This window comes from Pseudomonas sp. B13(2017), from assembly GCF_002113245.1.
Lineage (GTDB): Bacteria > Pseudomonadota > Gammaproteobacteria > Pseudomonadales > Pseudomonadaceae > Aquipseudomonas > Aquipseudomonas putida_Z.
Window position 1 is genome coordinate 118,140 of record NZ_NEJX01000012.1, and the last position, 17,499, is coordinate 135,638.

Sequence of the window (17,499 nt, forward strand, 5' to 3'; positions counted from 1 at the left end):
GGCGGCCGGCCAGGCCGGCCGTACCAGCCTCGACGGCATGCTGGGTCCGCTGAATGGGGCCGTCCGTGACATGACGGGCGCCGCCTCGGAGCTGGAAAGCCTGCCGATCGTTGGCCCGATGGTGGGCGAAAAGCTGCAGCGCACTATGCGGCAGATCAACACCGCCCAGTCCGCAGCGGGGCAGGTGGCGGCAAAGTACAACCAGGCCGTTTCGGCGGCCTCTCAGGTGCAGCAGCGCCTGGGTACGCTTAAGGAACAGGCGGCCAAGGCAGGGGCGGCGATCAATCGCATGGCTGGGAAGCTCAGCCCAAGCCTGGGCAATATCTTTCCGAGCAGTGCGCTTGGCGCCGACATGACGCCGGCAGCTGAGGCGGTGAAGCCGTTCCCGCACCTGCTGATCATCCAGCCGCAAGACCCGAAACTTAAGCCCTATTACTTCAACCTGGACACGGCCGCGTTTGACGAGCTGACGCGCAAGACCGCGTTCCGCTGGGCCGGGCAGGAGCGCCTGACCCTGACTGACATCCAGCGCGCCGCCCGGTTTTTCTACCTGCAGCAGCATGCTTTCGGCGGCAAGGTCACTGGGCAAACGTTCGGTACCGCCACCACTGGGTCGGCTATCAACCTGTTGCGCATTGAGGAGAATCTGTCGACCGCATGGCAGCGCCTTGCCGGCACCTACGTCGAGAACCTGTCCTGGCTCGACTGCGCCGAGCGCTACGATCGAGCACATACGTTCTTCTACATGGACCCGCCTTACTGGCAGACCGCCGGCTATGGGCTCGACTTCCCCTTCGAGCAGTACGAACGCATGGCCAATTTCATGCGGAGCTGCAAGGGGAGGGTGATGGTCAGCATAAACGACCACCCTGACATCCGGCGCGTCTTTGATGGCTTCCACTTCGAATGCCTCGATATCCGGTACAGCAATACGAACCAGCGTCAGGGAAAGGCGGAAGTCACCGGTGAATTAGTGATCATGAATTGGTATCCGGGCTTGCTTGATCAACTTTTTTAGTTGGCTAGTCATTTGGCTAGCACTTTGAGTTCAGGCATGGCCTCGAGCAGTTTGCTATCGCCGAGCACCCACCACTTCCAAAAAACTGAAAATGGGTATTTGCTTTGCAGCATCGTCTTGATACGCCCCATCGCCACGATTTTTTCTTCATCAGAGAACCGGACGGAAGTAACGATGTTTCTGTAGCCAACAAGTAGGTGCCAATCGCTGTGCATCTTCTCAACTAGCACCGCTCTGGTAATTCCGCGCAGCCCAGTGGTGTCTTCGTTATAGCATTTGTCAAGTAACTTGGCTGTGTTTGCCGCTTGTTCACTGGGCTGATCTTCAGTGAGGATTACCTGTATATCATCATCGTAACGAGAGGGTAGGATTAATTTTATAGGCGAAAATACATCGGTATTCGGATCGCAGCAGTCTAAAAGATTCGTATGGGTTGAGCCTTTAAGGCTGTTGCATCTGCTACATGAATAATAGAGGTTCGTCCAGTCAAACTTTAATTTTTTATTGCCTTCATGTGGTTGAAAATGTTCTATTTCGGGGTCACTCAAAGCGTCCTGCTCACACAAATAGCATTTCCCTAAGAACATTTTCTCAAGAGCTTTAACGATCTCAGGCGTATTGTATCCGGTTCGCTCATTGCATTCCGGTGCCTCGTGTGGGCGCTCAACCTTGAACATTGCTGTCCTCGCTGTCGGCAAGTGCTTTTTGGCCTAATTGGAAGAAGGTCTTTGCGCGGTCGTCTAAGAATTCATAAAACCCCAACAGTTTATTTAGCTCTGTTCGAAGTATCAGTGCGTCCAGTTTTTCAGAGTTTATTATCTCTGATATGTTTTTAACAATATCCTCTAGGACTACTGATGTTGGCTTGGTATGCATGATGCCTTTCATTATCGCGGAGTACGTATAAAGAGAAAGGTCGGCATCAACTACAACGTTTGTGCTTATGTCGTACACGATAGCATCGGTTGTAGAGGTGATTATGAATGGTGAGTGGGTTGTTACAATGAATTGTACTTTGGGAAATGCTTTCTTGAGGAAGGGTAAAATAAGGCGCTGTAGTGAAACATGTAAGTGAGTTTCGATTTCGTCAATAAACGCAACTGCCTCGAACTCGGCGGGAGAAATATCGAGTACCTCAGTTCGCATGAGTATTTCCGCGTAGACGCTAAATACGGATGAGTAGCCTGAGGATAAGCTCTGAAAGTTTGTGTCGCGCTTTCCTGTTCTAGTTATGGTAAACCGATCCTTTCTAGAGTCATATATTAACTGCGTGGAATCATCTTCCATTAGAAGTTTGAGGTTTTGTTCTTGTGCTACGAACCATTCGTCGATGCTTTGAGCGTATTTCGCATTTTTCTCATATTTTTCAACGATGGCAGCTCGACTTTTCAAGTTTACCAAGTGTCTTTCAAGTTCGCCGCCAACAAAGCTGTGCTCTATAGCACTTCGCCACTGTTCTTTGGAGTCTTCAACACTCGATACCGAAGAAGCAGCGCCTATAGAGGATTTTCGATCTGCCTCAAAGAACATCACGACTAGATGACCTATGATTGGTTTCTTAGGTTCTACCTCAAGATAAATATCAGAGTCGTAGTTTTTTAGTTGTTGGCGTAGGAGTTCTACTCTTCTGGCGTGCCCATAGTGGTCGCCAATTTCGGGGGCGCCTCTTTCTATGAGCGCGTCTAGCTCTGTTTGTAATGTTGATCGTGATGGGTCCATCATCGTAAGTTTGTTTAGGAGTTTGAGTTTTAGTTGTGTAAGGAACCAGGTTTTTCCTGCTCCGTTGGAGCCTGTAATAATTAGGTTTTTTCCATTCAACGGAATATTTAACTGCATTCCAGAATCGGGGATTTGTCCGCTAATTTTTTGGATGTGGGGAGGCATTTTTACTCGCTTCAAATTCGCTGTATGAACGTAATGGAACGATAGGTGTACGGCTTAATCTGCTAGATTTCTATGATCGGCGCAACGAGACCTTCAGATCACTGAAGCTATTCCAATCGATTGGATTCGAGTGAGGTTCCTAGGAGGGACGGGCAGCGAAGATACCAAGCCTTCCGCCTCAAACGAAAATGATAATGCCTGCATGCTAATGGCTTTCAAGTGCAAACCGCGCTCCAGCTGCGTTGAGGCGAAGCGGTTATCGAGTAGGTGCACATTGACGTAGGGACGATCTCGCAGTTAACTGTACGCATATACAGTTTACCTTGGACCCTTCCCTATGAGCATCTCCTTCCTCGGTACGCCCACGGGCGGCCCCTCGTTGCTGCCGGTGTACTCGTTCCGTGTACCGGCTGGCTTCCCGTCGCCAGCTGCGGATCATCTGGAGCGACACATCTCCCTCGACGAGCTCTTTGACTTGAGAGCTCCCCATGTCTATCTGGTACAGGTGGAGGGCGACAGTATGCAGGGCGTGGGGATCTACTCCGGTGATTTGCTGATCGTCGACCGCGGTAACGAAGCTGTGCACGGCGATATCGTGATTGCTGCCATCAACGCGGAGCCGGTGGGCAAGCGGCTGTACCGGCGCAACGGGGTGGTGGTTCTTCAGTCGGAGAATCCTGCCTACCCACCGCGGCACATCTTGGAAGGCGACGATCTCGTCATCTGGGGTGTGGTTCGCTACAGCGTGCGCGATCATGCCCAGTGAGCAGGTGTTCGCGCTGATCGACTGCAACTCATCCGGACCCTTACTAACCGTTAGTATTGATTTTATTCCTGTAATTCAATGTCTTACTGTTTGTAACTATTTATAGATTTTTCGAGCTCCGCATTCTACTGAATCCAGCCAATGGCAAGGATCTGCATGGCACCACACGAAATGCTGCTTCCTTAAGGCGACGATGGCTACTCACAGGCAGGATCAACGTAACGCAAGACCCCGAAAGCGGCATAGAAACCATTCATGCCCATTTTGAGGGGCATGGGCTAGCTTGCGGGGTGAGCGAGTGCAATGGCTCCCTTCTGCGGAGGGCCGTGGAATCGGTGTCCGAGTCAGCGTGGAATCCGCAATGAGGACGATGGATTTACTTCAGTTGGCTAAGCACTACACGCTGGATTTCCTCGACCCAAGGCTCGTTTCCAGCAGCCCTGCCAAGCAATTTTGCGCCTATGAGTGCGGTAAACAGGAGCAACACCTGATCTCGCGAACGGTCGAGCGAGGTCTCGCCGGCCGAAGCCTCCAGTAAGGTATCAAGCAGCAGCCTGGCACCCTGTTTATAAGCCTCGACTATTAAATTGTTATGGATAGTGGCTGCATCATGATTGAGGCCAACAATCGGACAGGTCGTTTCCTTGGCGGTTTCTGCGAGGTACCACTGCGCCAGATTTCGCAGCGCTGGAGCCGAATCTGGCGAGCTACCTGCCAGGACCGTGCTCCAGGTTTTCTGTGCCTTGAGAAAGGATCGGGCGCAGGCCTCCGCGGCCAAAGCCTCCTTCGACGAAAAGTGCTTGTAAAAGCCTCCTACAGTCAGCCCCACGGCAGCCATAACGTCGCCTACGCTCACACCTGAGTAGCCATGCTTGCGGAACAGGCTTGATGCCGTTTCGACAATCCTTTCTCGCGTAGCTTCAGCCTTGGTGCGGGTGGACAGCCTCATATGCTTATTTCCTCTTGGTATGGCCTTCCTGAGAAAATTGGCTCGCCTGTTAAAGGGGGCGCCCGGGCGGTTTGCACTGCAGCTGTTGAGCCAACAAAGCCAGGGCGGCCGCAACTCGTTTGTTTTTATCTAGATGCCACCTCGGTAGGATGAGGAGACCAACCCCCACCCAGTGCCTTGAACGCCGCGACGGCGGCACGGGCCGATTCGGTTTGCGCCTGGGCTCTCGTATCGGAGGCGCGCAGCAAGCTCTCATCCGCTTGTAGAACTTCGATCAGGCTGACGACGCCTTGCTGGTAGGAGGCAAAGGACGCCTGTCGTGCACGGGCGAGCGAATCCACACCTTGCTCAAGCAGGCCCGCCTGCTCTTCACGCTTGACCAGGGCTGAGAAGGCATTTTCCACGTCTTCGGTGGCACGCAGGGCGGCCAGTCGGTACGCCGCCAGGCTCTCGGCTTCCCGGCCCTTGGCCAGGTCGATCTGCGCGTCGATGCGGCCGAAGTCGAACAGCCGCCAACGCAGGCCTAGCACACCGGAGGCCTGGCTGGCGCCGCTGCCGAACAGGTTGCCGGACGACATCGAGGTCGCGCTGCCGATCAGCCCGCTCAGGGAGAGCTTGGGGTAATACTCGGCGATGGCGGCGCCAATCCGTGCGTTCGCAGCGACCAGGCGGCGTTCGGCCGCAATCAGGTCGGGCCGGCGTCTGAGCAGTTCGCCCGGCGATCCCACTGCTGCAATCTGCGGGGCGAGCGGAATGGCTTTCACCTTGGCAAGTTCTGCGCGGTGCGTGCCTGGCGTTGAGCCCAGTATTACATCCAATGTGTTCATCGCCGTGTCCAGGCCCGTTTCCAGCACGGGGACGGATGCCCGCACCTGGGCAAGCGCGCCCTCGACCTGATGCACCTGCAACTCGGCTGCCAGCCCCTGGTCATGCAGCAGGTGTACGGTCGCCAGCAGCTCTTCTTGCGTCTGTACCTGCCGACGTGCAACGGCGATGCGAGCTTGTAGCCCGCGGATGATGATGTAGATATCGGCAGTCTGCGCCGCCACTGCTAGTCGTGTGGCGGCAGCGCCTGCCTTCGAAGCCTGGTAATCGGCCAGTGCCGCTTCGCGCTCACGGCGCAGTCCACCGAACACATCCAGCTCCCAACTGGCGCCTAGATTAGCTTCATAGGTGTTGCCGTAGCGGTCAAAGTCAGGTGTCGAGTTCAGTACCTGGCCCAACGGGGTCTCCACCGACTGGTAGGCTCTGGCTGCTTGGCTGCCGACAGAGCCGGATGGCACTAATGCTGCTTTTGCGGCCTCTAATCCTGCACGAGCCTGAGACACGCGGGCAGTGGCTTGGGTGAGATCGAGGTTCTGCTCAAGCGCCAGGGTCACAAAGTGGGTCAGTTGCGGGTCGCCGAACCCCGCCCACCAGGCAGCAAGGTCGGCACTGGTGCTGGCCTGCCGTCGATCGACTGCCGCCTGGCCCTGGTACTGCTGCGGCAGCGGCGTGTCCGTTTGAGCGTAGTCGGGGCCGACGGTGCAGCCGGCCGAGAGGCTGGCGAGGACGAGCAGGGCAAGCGGGCGTTTGGGTGGCATGGTTTGTTCCCGGACAGGCGACGGAGAAGATATGTGACCATATTACAGTTTGGTCACTTATTGTCTATCACCGAATCGGCCTGTAGGCTATGCCCATGAACAAGACACCTTCCCCTAAAACGGCATCCCGTGGTCCGGTCGATCACGAGGTACGCAACCAGATCGTGGTCGCGGCTACCGAACACTTTAGCCTCTATGGCTACGAGAAGACGACGGTCTCCGATCTGGCCAAGGCTATCGGTTTTTCCAAAGCCTATATCTACAAGTTTTTCGAGTCCAAGCAGGCCATCGGCGAGGCAATCTGTTCGAACTGTCTGGGCCAGATCGAAGCCGAAGTCAGGGCCGCCGTCGATGAGGCCGAGCGCCCGCCGGAGAAGCTGCGGCGCATGTTCAAGGCGCTGGTCGAGTCGAGCCTGCGGCTGTTCTTCCAGGACCGTAAGCTCTACGAAATCGCCGCTTCTGCGGCGACCGAGCGCTGGTCGTCGGCACGCGCCTATGAGGGGCGCATCCAGCAGCTGATCCAAGACATCCTGCAGGAGGGACGGCAAAGCGGAGATTTCGAGCGCAAGACCCCTCTCGATGAAGCCGCGATGGCGATCCATCTGGTCATGCGCCCCTATCTCAATCCATTGCTCCTGCAGCACGGCCTCGACTACACCGACGGGGCTCCACAACTGCTGTCCAGCTTGATACTGCGTAGCCTGTCGCCCTGACAGTTGTGACTATTGACTAAATTGGTCACTAGATTCAAAGTGAGAGTCCCAACCCACTCGCCAATGGGACTCTCATGCTTTTGCGCCGCTTCACCTCATCCCTCGTCATCTGCGCATTGCCCCTTGCGCTAGTCGCCTGCGGCGAACAAGCGCCGTCCGATCCACGTACCGATGCGCCCTTGGTGCGAGTCGCCCTCGCTCAATCGGCGGCACCCGCGCCGCGCTCATTCACCGGCATCGTCGCAGCCAGGGTCCAAAGCGATCTGGGCTTTCGCGTAGCCGGCAAGGTGCTGGAGCGGCTGGTGGATACCGGACAATCGGTCAAGCGCGGCCAGGTTCTGCTGCGCCTCGACCCCGTCGACTTGAAGCTTGCCGCCCATGCGCAGCGCGAAGCGGTCGCCGCGGTGCGAGCGGGGGCGCAGCAGGCTATCGACGATGAAGCCCGCTATCGCGCGTTGCGCGGCACCGGCGCGGTATCGGCGTCGGCCTACGACCAGTACAAGGCTGCGGCGGATGCGGCGCGGGCCCAGCTCAGCGCGGCCGAGGCCCAGGCGGAAGTCGCCGGTAATGCGACACGCTACGCCGAGCTGTTGGCCGATGCCGATGGCATTGTCATGGAGACGCTGGTCGAGCCCGGTCAGGTCGTCAGTGCCGGCCAGCCCGTGGTGCGAGTGGCGCATGCCGGGCCTCGGGAAGCCGTTATCCAGCTACCGGAAACCCTGCGCCCTGCGGTCGGCTCTGTCGCCCAGGCCACACTCTTCGGCAAAGACAACATCAGCGTTGCGACCCATCTGCGCCAACTCTCGGATGTCGCCGACCGCCTGACCCGCACCTTCGAGGCGCGCTATGTGCTGGAAGGCGAACTCGCCAGAGCGCCCCTGGGTACCACCATCACCGTGCAGGTAGCGAACGGGCAGGCCGATCAGCAATTCAACCTGCAGGTACCGATCGGCGCCTTGTACGACGCGGGCAAGGGGCCGGGTGTGTGGGTCATCCGGGGAGAGCCCGCTCAGGTAGCCTGGCAGCCGGTCACTGTGCTGCACCTGGACGACGAGCATGCCCGCATCACTGGCCAGCTCAAGCAAGGCGAGCAGATCGTCGCGCTCGGGGCACACCTGCTGCGTGAAGGTCAGCACGTTCGGGTCGACGGTCAGCCAGCTGTTGCGGTGGCCGAAGGAGGCCGCCCATGAGCGACGGTCGGTTCAACCTCTCGGCGCTTGCCGTGCGCGAGCACTCCATCACCCTGTTCCTGGTCTGTCTGATCTCGCTGGCGGGGCTACTCGCCTTCTTCAAGCTGGGGCGGGCAGAGGATCCGGCCTTTACGGTCAAGGTGATGACCATAGTCACCGCCTGGCCCGGTGCCACGGCCCAGGAAATGCAGGATCAGGTCGCCGAGAAAATCGAAAAGCGCCTGCAGGAGCTGCGCTGGTACGACCGCAGCGAAACCTACACGAGACCCGGCCTGGCTTTCACCACCCTGTCGCTGCTCGATACCACGCCTCCCTCGCAAGTGCCGGAGGAGTTCTACCAAGCCCGCAAGAAGATCAGCGACGAGGCGAAGACGTTGCCGTCCGGCGTGATCGGGCCGCTGGTCAACGACGAATACTCGGACGTCACCTTCGCCCTGTTAGCGCTCAAGGCCAAGGGCGAGCCACAGCGCCTGCTGGTGCGCGACGCGGAGGCGCTGCGTCAGCGGCTGCTGCACGTGCCGGGAGTGAAGAAGGTCAACATCATCGGAGAGCAGGCCGAACGCATTTTCGTTGAGTTCTCCCATGAGCGCCTGGCAACGCTAGGGATCGGTCCGCAGGAGGTATTCGCCGCGCTCAATGCGCAGAATGCCCTGACGCCGGCCGGTTCCGTGGAGACCAAGGGGCCGCAGGTGTTCCTGCGCCTGGACGGCGCCTTCGATGAGCTGCAGAAGGTTCGCGACACGCCGGTGGTGGCCCAGGGGCGTACCCTGAAGCTGTCGGACGTCGCCACGGTCAGGCGCGGCTATGAGGACCCGGCGACCTTCCTGATTCGCAACGGTGGTGAACCGGCTTTGCTGCTGGGCATCGTCATGCGCGAAGGCTGGAACGGTCTCGACCTGGGCAAAGCCCTGAACGACGAAGTGAGTGCAATCAACGCCGAGCTGCCGCTGGGCATGAGCCTGAGCAAGGTCACCGACCAGGCCGTCAATATCAGCGCTTCGGTCGACGAGTTCATGATCAAGTTCTTCGTCGCGCTGCTAGTGGTCATGCTGGTGAGCTTTATCAGCATGGGCTGGCGGGTGGGCGTGGTGGTCGCGGTGGCCGTGCCGCTGACGCTGGCGATGGTCTTCGTGGTGATGGCGGCGACCGGCAAGAACTTCGACCGCATCACTCTGGGCTCGCTGATCCTGGCCCTGGGCCTATTGGTGGATGACGCCATCATCGCCATCGAGATGATGGTGGTAAAAATGGAAGAGGGCTACAGCCGGATCCAGGCCTCCGCCTACGCCTGGAGCCATACGGCGGCGCCGATGCTGTCTGGAACCCTGGTCACCGCTGTGGGCTTTATGCCCAACGGTTTTGCCCGCTCTACGGCCGGCGAATACACCAGCAACATGTTCTGGATCGTCGGCATCGCGCTGATCGCCTCGTGGCTGGTTGCGGTGATCTTCACGCCCTATTTCGGCGTCAAGCTGCTGCCCGAGATCAAAAAGATCGAGGGTGGGCATGAAGCCATCTACGATACCCCGCGCTACAACCGTTTTCGTCGTCTGCTGGGCCGCGTAATCGCACGCAAGTGGCTGGTCGCCGGTTCGGTGATCGGCCTTTTCGTCACGGCGATACTCGGCATGGGGTTGGTGAAGAAGCAGTTTTTCCCGATCTCCGACCGACCCGAGGTGCTGGTCGAGGTACAGATGCCCTACGGCACCTCGATCGCCCAGACCAGCGCCGCCACGGAGAAGGTCGAAGCCTGGCTGGCCCAGCAGGAAGAGGCCAAAATTGTCACGGCCTACATCGGCCAGGGCGCGCCACGCTTCTTCATGGCCATGGGGCCGGAGCTACCGGATCCGTCGTTCGCCAAGATAGTTATCCGTACCGACAATCAGGACGAGCGCGAAGCATTGAAGCATCGGCTGCGCCAGGCGATTGCCGAGGGTCTGGCCAGCGAGGCGCGGGTGCGCGTTACCCAGCTGGTGTTCGGCCCGTACTCGCCGTTCCCCGTTGCCTATCGGGTCACCGGCCCCAACCCGGACAAGCTGCGCGAAATCGCGGCGGCGGTACAGCAGGTGATGGACGCCAGCCCGATGATGCGCACGGTCAATACCGACTGGGGCACGCGCGTGCCGACGCTGCACTTCAGCCTGCAACAGGATCGCCTGCAGGCCGTGGGACTGACCTCCAGCGCCGTGGCCCAGCAACTGCAGTTTTTGCTCAGCGGTGTACCCATCACCGCCGTGCGCGAGGACATCCGCACAGTTCAGGTGATGGCACGTGCGGCTGGCGATATTCGTTTCGATCCGACCAAGGTTATGGACTTTACCCTGGCAGGTGCCAACGGGCAGCGTATCCCACTGTCGCAGGTCGGCGAGGTGGAGGTGCGTATGGAAGAGCCGATTATGCGCTGGCGCGACCGTATGCCGACTATCACCGTACGCGGCGATATCGCCGAGGGTCTGCAGCCGCCGGATGTGTCGACGGCCATTAGCCGACAATTGCAGCCCCTGATCGAGCAGCTGCCGAGCGGCTACCGTATCGAGCAGGCGGGCTCCATCGAGGAGTCGGGCAAAGCGAGCAAGGCGATGCTGCCGCTGTTCCCGATCATGCTGGCCGTCACGCTGATCATCATCATTCTGCAGGTGCGCTCGATCTCGGCGATGGTCATGGTGTTTCTGACCAGCCCATTGGGGCTGATCGGGGTGGTGCCCACGCTGATTCTGTTCCAGCAGCCATTTGGCATCAACGCACTGGTCGGGCTGATCGCGCTGTCGGGCATCCTGATGCGCAACACGCTGATCCTGATCGGGCAGATCCGCCACAACGAACAGGCAGGCCTGGACCCGTTCCGCGCGGTGGTCGAGGCTACCGTACAACGCGCCCGGCCGGTGATCCTCACCGCACTGGCGGCGATTTTGGCCTTCATCCCGCTGACCCACTCGGTGTTCTGGGGAACGCTCGCCTACACCCTAATCGGCGGCACCTTCGCCGGCACCGTGCTGACCCTGGTGTTCCTGCCGGCCATGTATTCGATCTGGTTCAAGATCAGGCCCGGCAACGGCAACGATGGCAGCCTGGCCGGCGTGGACAGGGTGCCCCCAGTGCGGCAGATGGCAGACCTTAAACTTCCCTGAACGAGAGAAACCACCATGGCGAACTCAAAAGTTGTGCTTGTTACCGGCGTGTCATCGGGTATCGGCCGCGCCGCCGCGGAGCGCTTTGCCCAACGCGGTTGCCGGGTATTCGGCAGCGTGCGCAACACTGCAAAGGCACAGCCCATAACCGGCGTCGAGCTAGTCGAGATGGATATCCGTGACGAGGCGTCGATCAGGCAGGGCGTTCAGCACATCATCGCCCAGGCCAGCCGCATCGACGTGCTGGTCAACAGCGCGGGGATGACCCTGCTCGGCGCGACGGAGGAGACTTCGATTGCTGAAGCCCAGGCGCTGTTCGACACCAACCTGTTCGGCATCCTGCGTACCACCCAGGCAGTACTGCCGCATATGCGCGAGCAAGGCGCCGGGCGCATCGTCAACGTCAGCTCGGTGCTGGGTTTCCTGCCGGCGCCGTACATGGGACTTTACTCGGCCTCCAAGCATGCCGTGGAAGGGCTGTCCGAGACCCTGGATCACGAGGTGCGCAAGTTCGGCATTCGTGTCGCCCTGGTCGAGCCGTCCTTCACCAAGACCAACCTGGACCTCAATGCGCCCCAGGCGGCTTCCAGGATCGCGGCCTACGACAGCGAGCGCGGCGTCGTTGCCCAGGCCATACAAAGGAATGTCGAGAAGGCGCCGCAGCCCGAGGGGGTCGCCTCGACCATGGTCGAGGCCGCCTTGGGGGCCTGGAAAATGCGCCATACGCCCAAGGGCGAGGCCGCCCTGCTGAGCAAGCTGCGCCGTTTCATGCCGACCGGCCCAGTCGCGAAGGGCCTGAGGAAAACGTTTGGCCTCGCCTGACATCCCGTCCGGGCGTCACATCGCATTTGAACAGACACGCATGTATTAAGCGAGAGACTCCATGAACGCCCCCGACAGCCAGACCATCATGCCCTCTCCTGCCAATAAGGCACAGGCAGCGCCGAGCACGCATACCAGCAACGCCTCACCTTGGCGGGTATTTGGGGTGGTCAGTTTGGCGGTGTTTCTGGTGTCGATGGACGGCACCATGCTGTTCGCGGCCTTCGGTTCCTTGCGAGAAGGTTTTCCTCTGGCAACTCCGGCGGATCTCTCCTGGGTGCTCAATGCTTACACGATGGTCTATGCCGCGATGCTGATCCCGTCCGGTGGCTTGGCCGACAAGCATGGGCGAAAAAAGGTGTTTCTCGGCGGCGTTGCGCTGTTCCTGGCGGCATCTACCGCCTGTGGTTTGGCAAACAACGTGGGATGGCTCGTTGCGGCAAGAGTACTGCAGGCTATCGGCGCTGCACTGCTGACACCCGCATCGCTCTCACTCGTACTGGCGGCGTTCCCGCAAAGCCAGCGCGCCGTGGCGGTCAGCCTATGGGGGGCCGTCGGTGGCCTGGCCGCGGCGGTGGGGCCCAGCCTGGGGTCGTTCGTGATCGCATCGGTCGGCTGGCAGTGGGCGTTCTACCTGAACCTGCCTGTGGGCCTGCTTGCACTGTGGCGCGGCGCAACGCTATTGACGGAAGCAACCCAGCAAGCCAGGCCCCGTCCACTGGATCTGCTGGGCATGGGCCTGCTGATTATCGGCATCGGTGCCCTGGCGCTGTCCATCGTGCAATCGGAGTCGCCTGCCTGGTCACGCCATGAACTGCTGAGCGTTGCAGGTATCGGCCTAATGGGCATCGTCGGATTTGTCGTCTGGGCACGGGTCGCCAGCGCGCCGCTGGTGGATTTGAGCTTGTTTCGCAACCCCACTTACCGCTACGTCAACCTCGCAAGCTTGAGTTTCAGCATCGCGTTTTCGATGATGTTTTTCGCTTTCTTCTTCTACATGAACTCGATTTGGCACTACTCGCTGCCACTGGCAGGCCTGGCAATTACACCTGGTCCACTGCTGGTGACTCCGGTCGCCGCTCTGTCCGGTCGGCTCGCGAGTAGGCATGGCCACCGCCCACTGCTGCTGGCGGGCTGTCTGGTCTACGCGGCCAGTGGACTGTGGTTTTTGCTGGTACCAGGAGCCGAGCCGGCGTACCTGACGCAGTGGCTGCCGGGCATGCTGCTCAGTGGGATTGGTGTGGGCATGGTAATGCCGTCGCTGTCGGGAGCTGCGGTCAGCCGCTTACCTGCGGACCAATACGCCGTGGGCGGCGCTATCAACCAGGCAATCCGGCAAATTGGTTCCGTCATGGGCGTCGTCCTCACCGTGCTGCTGCTCGGCAGTGCCGGTTTGCAACGCGTCGACTTCGATGCCGTTTACCTGTGCCATGTCGGCTTGGCGCTGTTGACCGCAGCCTTGTGCCTGCCCGTCAACACGCGGCCAGCAACCCTCATCAAACCCAATGACTCGGACGCAAGCCGAGAAACTACCAGGTAAAAAATCTGTACCTGCCCAGTCGGAGAGATCTATGGACATCGAGCAGAAATCCCTTGTCTGGACAAGCCAGCAGTCGGACGCAATGCAGCGCATGCGCGAAGGCGGCGGCAAGCCGGGGCTCGCCCGGATGGAACAACTCGCCGGCAAGAGCGGCCGCGAGATTCTCGAAGCCATGATGTCCGGCGAGCTGCCGTACCCACCCATGAACGAGACCATGAACATGACGTTGTTGGCGGTGGAAAACGGCCGTGCCGTATTCCAGGGCATCCCGCTGCCGCAGCACTACAACCCGCTGGGGACGGTGCACGGCGGCTGGCTCGCCACATTGCTGGACTCAGCCCTGGGCTGCGCAGTGCAAACCACGCTGCCGGCCGGACGCTCCTACACCACGGCCGAACTCAGCATCAACATCGTGCGATCTGCCTCCCACAAGATCGGCCCGTTACGGGCGGTCGGCACGCTGATCCACGGCGGGCGGCAGATCGCCACGGCCGAGGCCCGTGTCGAAGACGAGACAGGCAAGCTCTATGCCCATGCGACCACTACCTGTTTCGTCTTCGACGTGCCGACGGCTTGACGGCGAAGTGCGCATGGCCGGAACCGAGCGTATAAGCGACTAGAAAGCAACCGGGCGGTGCGCGTTGCGAGGCGCCGACCCTGTGACAAGCGAGGTGAGATTATGAGTGTCCGCAATGCAGTTCGAATCGTGGTGACCGGCACAGGTGTGGTCAGCCCCCTGGGCTGCGGCACCGAGACTGTCTGGTCACGCCTGCTGGCAGGGCAGTCGGGCATTCGAGCGTTGCCCGCCAAGTTGAGCGAAGGTACTGGCTGCGCGGTGGGTGGCCGGGTACCTACCGTGGAGGACGATCCGCATGCGGGTTTTGATCCTGAGCGAACCATCGCCGCCAAGGAGCGCAAGAAGATGGATCGCTTTATCGAGTTCGCCCTGGTCGCTGCCGATGAAGCCCTGGCACAGGCTGGCTGGCAGCCGACAGACAAAGCGCAGCGACAACGAACTGCGACCATCATTGCCTCCGGTGTCGGCGGCTTCGGTGCCATCGCCGAGGCGGTTCGCACCACGGACGAACGCGGCCCGCGACGACTGTCGCCATTCACCGCACCTTCCTTTCTGGCCAACATGGCCGCCGGGCAGGTTTCCATCCGCCATGGCTTCAGCGGCCCGCTCGGGGCTCCGGTGACTGCCTGCGCGGCCGGCGCGCAAGCCATCGGCGATGCGGCCCGGCTGATCCGCAGTGGCGAAGCGGATATCGCCGTATGCGGCGGAACCGAAGCCGCGATCCATCGCGTCACGCTCGGCAGCTTCGCGGCGGCGCGTGCCCTGTCCAGCGGATTCAACGACCGGCCCCGGGAAGCATCGCGCCCGTTCGACCGCGACCGGGATGGCTTCGTCATGGCCGAGGGCGCCGGCCTGTTGGTGATCGAATCGCTGGAGCATGCCCTGGCCCGCGGCGCCCAGCCGCTGGCGGAACTGGTCGGCTACGGCACCAGCGCCGATGCCTATCACCTGACCGCCGGCCCGGAGGACGGCGACGGCGCCCGCCGGGCCATGCAGCAGGCGTTACGCCAGGCCGATATCGCGCCAAGCGAGGTGCAGCACATCAACGCCCATGCGACCTCCACGCCGGTGGGCGACCACGGCGAACTGGCCGCCATCCGCTCGGTGTTCGGCAGCGAATCGGGCGTGGCGATCACCTCGACCAAGTCCAGTACCGGCCACCTACTGGGTGCCGCCGGTGGCGTCGAGGCCATCTTCACCGTCCTGGCGCTACGCGATCAGGTCGTCCCGCCCACGCTCAATCTCATCCATCCCGACGAGGCGGCCGAGGGGCTAGACCTGGTCGCCCTGAATGCCCGGCACATGACGATCCGTCATGCGCTGTCGAACGGTTTCGGCTTCGGCGGCGTCAACGCCAGCCTGCTGTTTCGCCGCTGGGAGTCTTGAGCATGAGCCACCTCACGCAGAAGGACAGGCGCCGTGATAAACGTCGGCGCGAGATACTGGGGGCGGCGAGCGATGTGTTCACCGCATTCGGCTACGACCTGGCGAACATGCAAGCCATTGCCGACTCCGCCGGGGTGACTAAGGCCACCCTGTATGCGCACTTCGGCGACAAGGAGCAGCTGTTCCGAGCCGTCATCGATCACTGGTTGGAGGAGCTGCCGGAGCCGAAGCTGTCGTGCCAGGCAACGGGCGGGTTGCGCGCCTGTCTGCAGGAAGCCGCAGGTGAACTGCTACAGCAAAGCACGCATCCGGCCTTTCATGCTCTCACTCATATACTGCGGCGATCCAACCGAATTCCGCAGAAGCGCTGGCGCCAACGCCATCGCCCCTACCAGGCCTATCTTGAAAGGGCTTTGTCCCAGTCCAGACGCTGCAACGATCCCAGGCAGGCCTCCATCCAGTTTCTTCTGCTGGCGGTCGGAAGCATCGATTGCAACAACCTTATGGCGGTGAACGAATCGCGCGTTAGCGCCGCAGTGGAACTGTTCGTCCAAGCCTATGCGTGAGGCAAAGATCACCCGATCCGTTGGCATTGAACGCAGCGCGTAAGGTTGCTTTAGGTAAGTACCAGAGCAACCTCAAGCTGGGTAGAGAGCCGCATCGGCGGTGAAGGCTAATCAGCCCTGTTGAAAGTGCGGTTGAAGGCAACCACGTCCTCATGGCTGGGGTTGCTGGCAAAGAGTTCGGGCAGGCGCGCATGGAACGCCTCCCGCTTCTGCGCCGTCGTCCCCCTTACTGCGTCCGTCAACGCCTGTCGCATCTCATCTGCCGAATAATCACAGCAATACGCGGGGGTACAGGGCTGCTGCCGCCAGGACTCCGCTAGGCTGCCGCTGTCGACCGGCTCGAAGCCGATGTCGTCGACCAGGCTCATGACGAACTGCTTCTGAGCCTGGTCGTCACCAGCAACAGCCACTGCCAGACGGCCATTGTTGCCGCCTGGCGCAGCTAGATTGGCTAGCGAGTATGCCAGAATATTATTGAACGCCTTGATCACTGGTCGACCGAGCTGTTCGCTGACCCAGATGCTCTCCGTCTGCCCGGCTTCAAGCGCCGGAATGCGTTCGTCGCGTAGGTCGGGATAGTAGTTGCTGGTATCGATCACCGGTACCGCAGGAGGCAGCGATGCGAGCAATCCCATGGGAAGAGTCGCCATCGCCGGCTGGGGGATGGCCAGGATCACCAAATCCGCTGCGTTGACAGCCTGTTCGAGTTCGGCGGGAACGACGCCTGCTTCCTCGGCAAAAGCACGCACTGCCTCCTTGCCACGCGAGTTGGCCACCCAGACGTCATGGCCCAGAACCACGAGCCGACGAGCAAGCGTGCCGCCAATGGCTCCGATACCAACAATAGCGATTTTCATAGTGCCTCCAGAATCTCAGGTTCGGATACGGTATTGGTGTTACCGTTAAAAGCACAAGAACGGACGATTTTGTCTATAACGAACAAAAAGGTAAGCTAGATGAACCGCGAATGGCGATGTGAAGACCCTATACAGCGTCAGCGATGGTCTTCGGCGATTAATGCGACTCTTCGTGTACTGGAAGGGAAGTGGAAAATCGTGATTATCAATGAGCTGATGGCTGCCAAAAGCCAGCCGCTCCGCTTCTCAGAGCTGGAAAAACTCATTTCTGACGTCACCCAGAAAATGCTTATCCAGCAACTGAGGGCGCTTCAGCAGGACGGCATTGTCCATCGGACGGTGTATCCGGAGGTTCCCCCGCGAGTGGAATACAGTCTTACGGAACTGGGCCATGCATTAGGGCCGGCTATGACCGCTCTGATTGATTGGGCTGAACTTCGTAACCTGTACCAATCGAAGCTCGCCGATCCTAGCTAGCGATGATGATCGACCGCTTTTGGCCGATTTCTGCCCGAACTGG

General features: G+C 60.1%; 16 protein-coding genes. 11 read left to right on the forward strand and 5 right to left on the reverse strand.

Features of this window, described 5'->3' with window-relative positions:
- Window positions 1–352 precede the first annotated feature (352 nt).
- Complete coding sequence (locus tag CAG44_RS29345) at window positions 353–1,018, forward strand: DNA adenine methylase (RefSeq protein WP_371858549.1); 666 nt, start codon at window positions 353–355, stop codon at window positions 1,016–1,018.
- Window positions 1,019–1,026: 8 nt separating this feature from the next.
- Here the strand turns inward: CAG44_RS29345 and CAG44_RS28135 are convergent, their stop codons facing one another.
- Complete coding sequence (locus CAG44_RS28135) at window positions 1,027–1,695, reverse strand: HNH endonuclease (protein WP_143493930.1); 669 nt, start codon at window positions 1,693–1,695, stop codon at window positions 1,027–1,029.
- On the reverse strand, window positions 1,682–2,902 hold the full coding sequence (locus tag CAG44_RS16785; RefSeq protein WP_085590668.1) for an AAA family ATPase: 1,221 nt from the start codon (window positions 2,900–2,902) through the stop codon (window positions 1,682–1,684). The genes CAG44_RS28135 and CAG44_RS16785 overlap by 14 nt, the downstream gene beginning before the upstream one ends.
- A gap of 337 nt (window positions 2,903–3,239) precedes the next feature.
- Here CAG44_RS16785 and CAG44_RS16790 point away from each other — a divergent pair, with 337 nt between their 5' ends.
- On the forward strand, window positions 3,240–3,668 hold the full coding sequence (locus CAG44_RS16790; RefSeq protein ID WP_085590666.1) for a LexA family transcriptional regulator: 429 nt from the start codon (window positions 3,240–3,242) through the stop codon (window positions 3,666–3,668).
- A 376-nt stretch (window positions 3,669–4,044) separates the two neighbouring features.
- On the opposite strand, the gene CAG44_RS16795 is transcribed toward CAG44_RS16790, so the two are convergent.
- The gene (locus tag CAG44_RS16795) at window positions 4,045–4,617 is read right to left on the reverse strand and encodes a TetR/AcrR family transcriptional regulator (protein ID WP_085590664.1); all 573 of its coding nucleotides are present in this window, start codon (window positions 4,615–4,617) and stop codon (window positions 4,045–4,047) included.
- Window positions 4,618–4,742: 125 nt separating this feature from the next.
- Entirely contained in the window at window positions 4,743–6,200 is a 1,458-nt protein-coding gene (locus tag CAG44_RS16800; protein WP_085590662.1) for an efflux transporter outer membrane subunit, read from the reverse strand.
- A 95-nt stretch (window positions 6,201–6,295) separates the two neighbouring features.
- Between CAG44_RS16800 and CAG44_RS16805 the strand changes: the two genes are divergently transcribed.
- The 8 genes from CAG44_RS16805 (at window position 6,296) to CAG44_RS16840 (ending at window position 16,122) form a co-directional block, all read left to right on the forward strand.
- The gene (locus CAG44_RS16805) at window positions 6,296–6,913 is read left to right on the forward strand and encodes a TetR/AcrR family transcriptional regulator (protein WP_085590660.1); all 618 of its coding nucleotides are present in this window, start codon (window positions 6,296–6,298) and stop codon (window positions 6,911–6,913) included.
- A 74-nt stretch (window positions 6,914–6,987) separates the two neighbouring features.
- Window positions 6,988–8,103, forward strand: a complete 1,116-nt coding sequence (locus CAG44_RS16810) for an efflux RND transporter periplasmic adaptor subunit (protein ID WP_085692559.1) — start codon at window positions 6,988–6,990, stop codon at window positions 8,101–8,103.
- The gene (locus CAG44_RS16815) at window positions 8,100–11,231 is read left to right on the forward strand and encodes an efflux RND transporter permease subunit (protein ID WP_085590656.1); all 3,132 of its coding nucleotides are present in this window, start codon (window positions 8,100–8,102) and stop codon (window positions 11,229–11,231) included. The genes CAG44_RS16810 and CAG44_RS16815 overlap by 4 nt, the downstream gene beginning before the upstream one ends.
- 15 nt (window positions 11,232–11,246) lie before the next feature.
- On the forward strand, window positions 11,247–12,053 hold the full coding sequence (locus CAG44_RS16820) for an oxidoreductase (RefSeq protein ID WP_085692560.1): 807 nt from the start codon (window positions 11,247–11,249) through the stop codon (window positions 12,051–12,053).
- 61 nt (window positions 12,054–12,114) lie between these two features.
- Window positions 12,115–13,593, forward strand: a complete 1,479-nt coding sequence (locus CAG44_RS16825; protein WP_085590653.1) for an MFS transporter — start codon at window positions 12,115–12,117, stop codon at window positions 13,591–13,593.
- A 31-nt stretch (window positions 13,594–13,624) separates the two neighbouring features.
- The gene (locus CAG44_RS16830) at window positions 13,625–14,170 is read left to right on the forward strand and encodes a PaaI family thioesterase (RefSeq protein WP_085590651.1); all 546 of its coding nucleotides are present in this window, start codon (window positions 13,625–13,627) and stop codon (window positions 14,168–14,170) included.
- A gap of 102 nt (window positions 14,171–14,272) precedes the next feature.
- A complete protein-coding gene (gene fabF / locus CAG44_RS16835; protein ID WP_085590649.1) occupies window positions 14,273–15,556 on the forward strand; it encodes a beta-ketoacyl-ACP synthase II in 1,284 nt (427 codons plus the stop codon).
- Between the two features lie 2 nt (window positions 15,557–15,558).
- Window positions 15,559–16,122, forward strand: coding sequence for a TetR/AcrR family transcriptional regulator (locus CAG44_RS16840; protein WP_085590647.1), 564 nt, complete (start codon window positions 15,559–15,561; stop codon window positions 16,120–16,122).
- A 107-nt stretch (window positions 16,123–16,229) separates the two neighbouring features.
- On the opposite strand, the gene CAG44_RS16845 is transcribed toward CAG44_RS16840, so the two are convergent.
- Window positions 16,230–16,979 (reverse strand): NADPH-dependent F420 reductase, encoded by a 750-nt coding sequence (locus CAG44_RS16845; protein ID WP_085590645.1) that lies wholly within the window; start codon window positions 16,977–16,979, stop codon window positions 16,230–16,232.
- A gap of 99 nt (window positions 16,980–17,078) precedes the next feature.
- Between CAG44_RS16845 and CAG44_RS16850 the strand changes: the two genes are divergently transcribed.
- Window positions 17,079–17,456 carry a helix-turn-helix domain-containing protein gene (locus tag CAG44_RS16850; protein WP_085590643.1) on the forward strand — a complete coding sequence of 126 codons (378 nt, stop codon included), beginning with the start codon at window positions 17,079–17,081 and terminating at the stop codon, window positions 17,454–17,456.
- Window positions 17,457–17,499 lie beyond the last annotated feature (43 nt).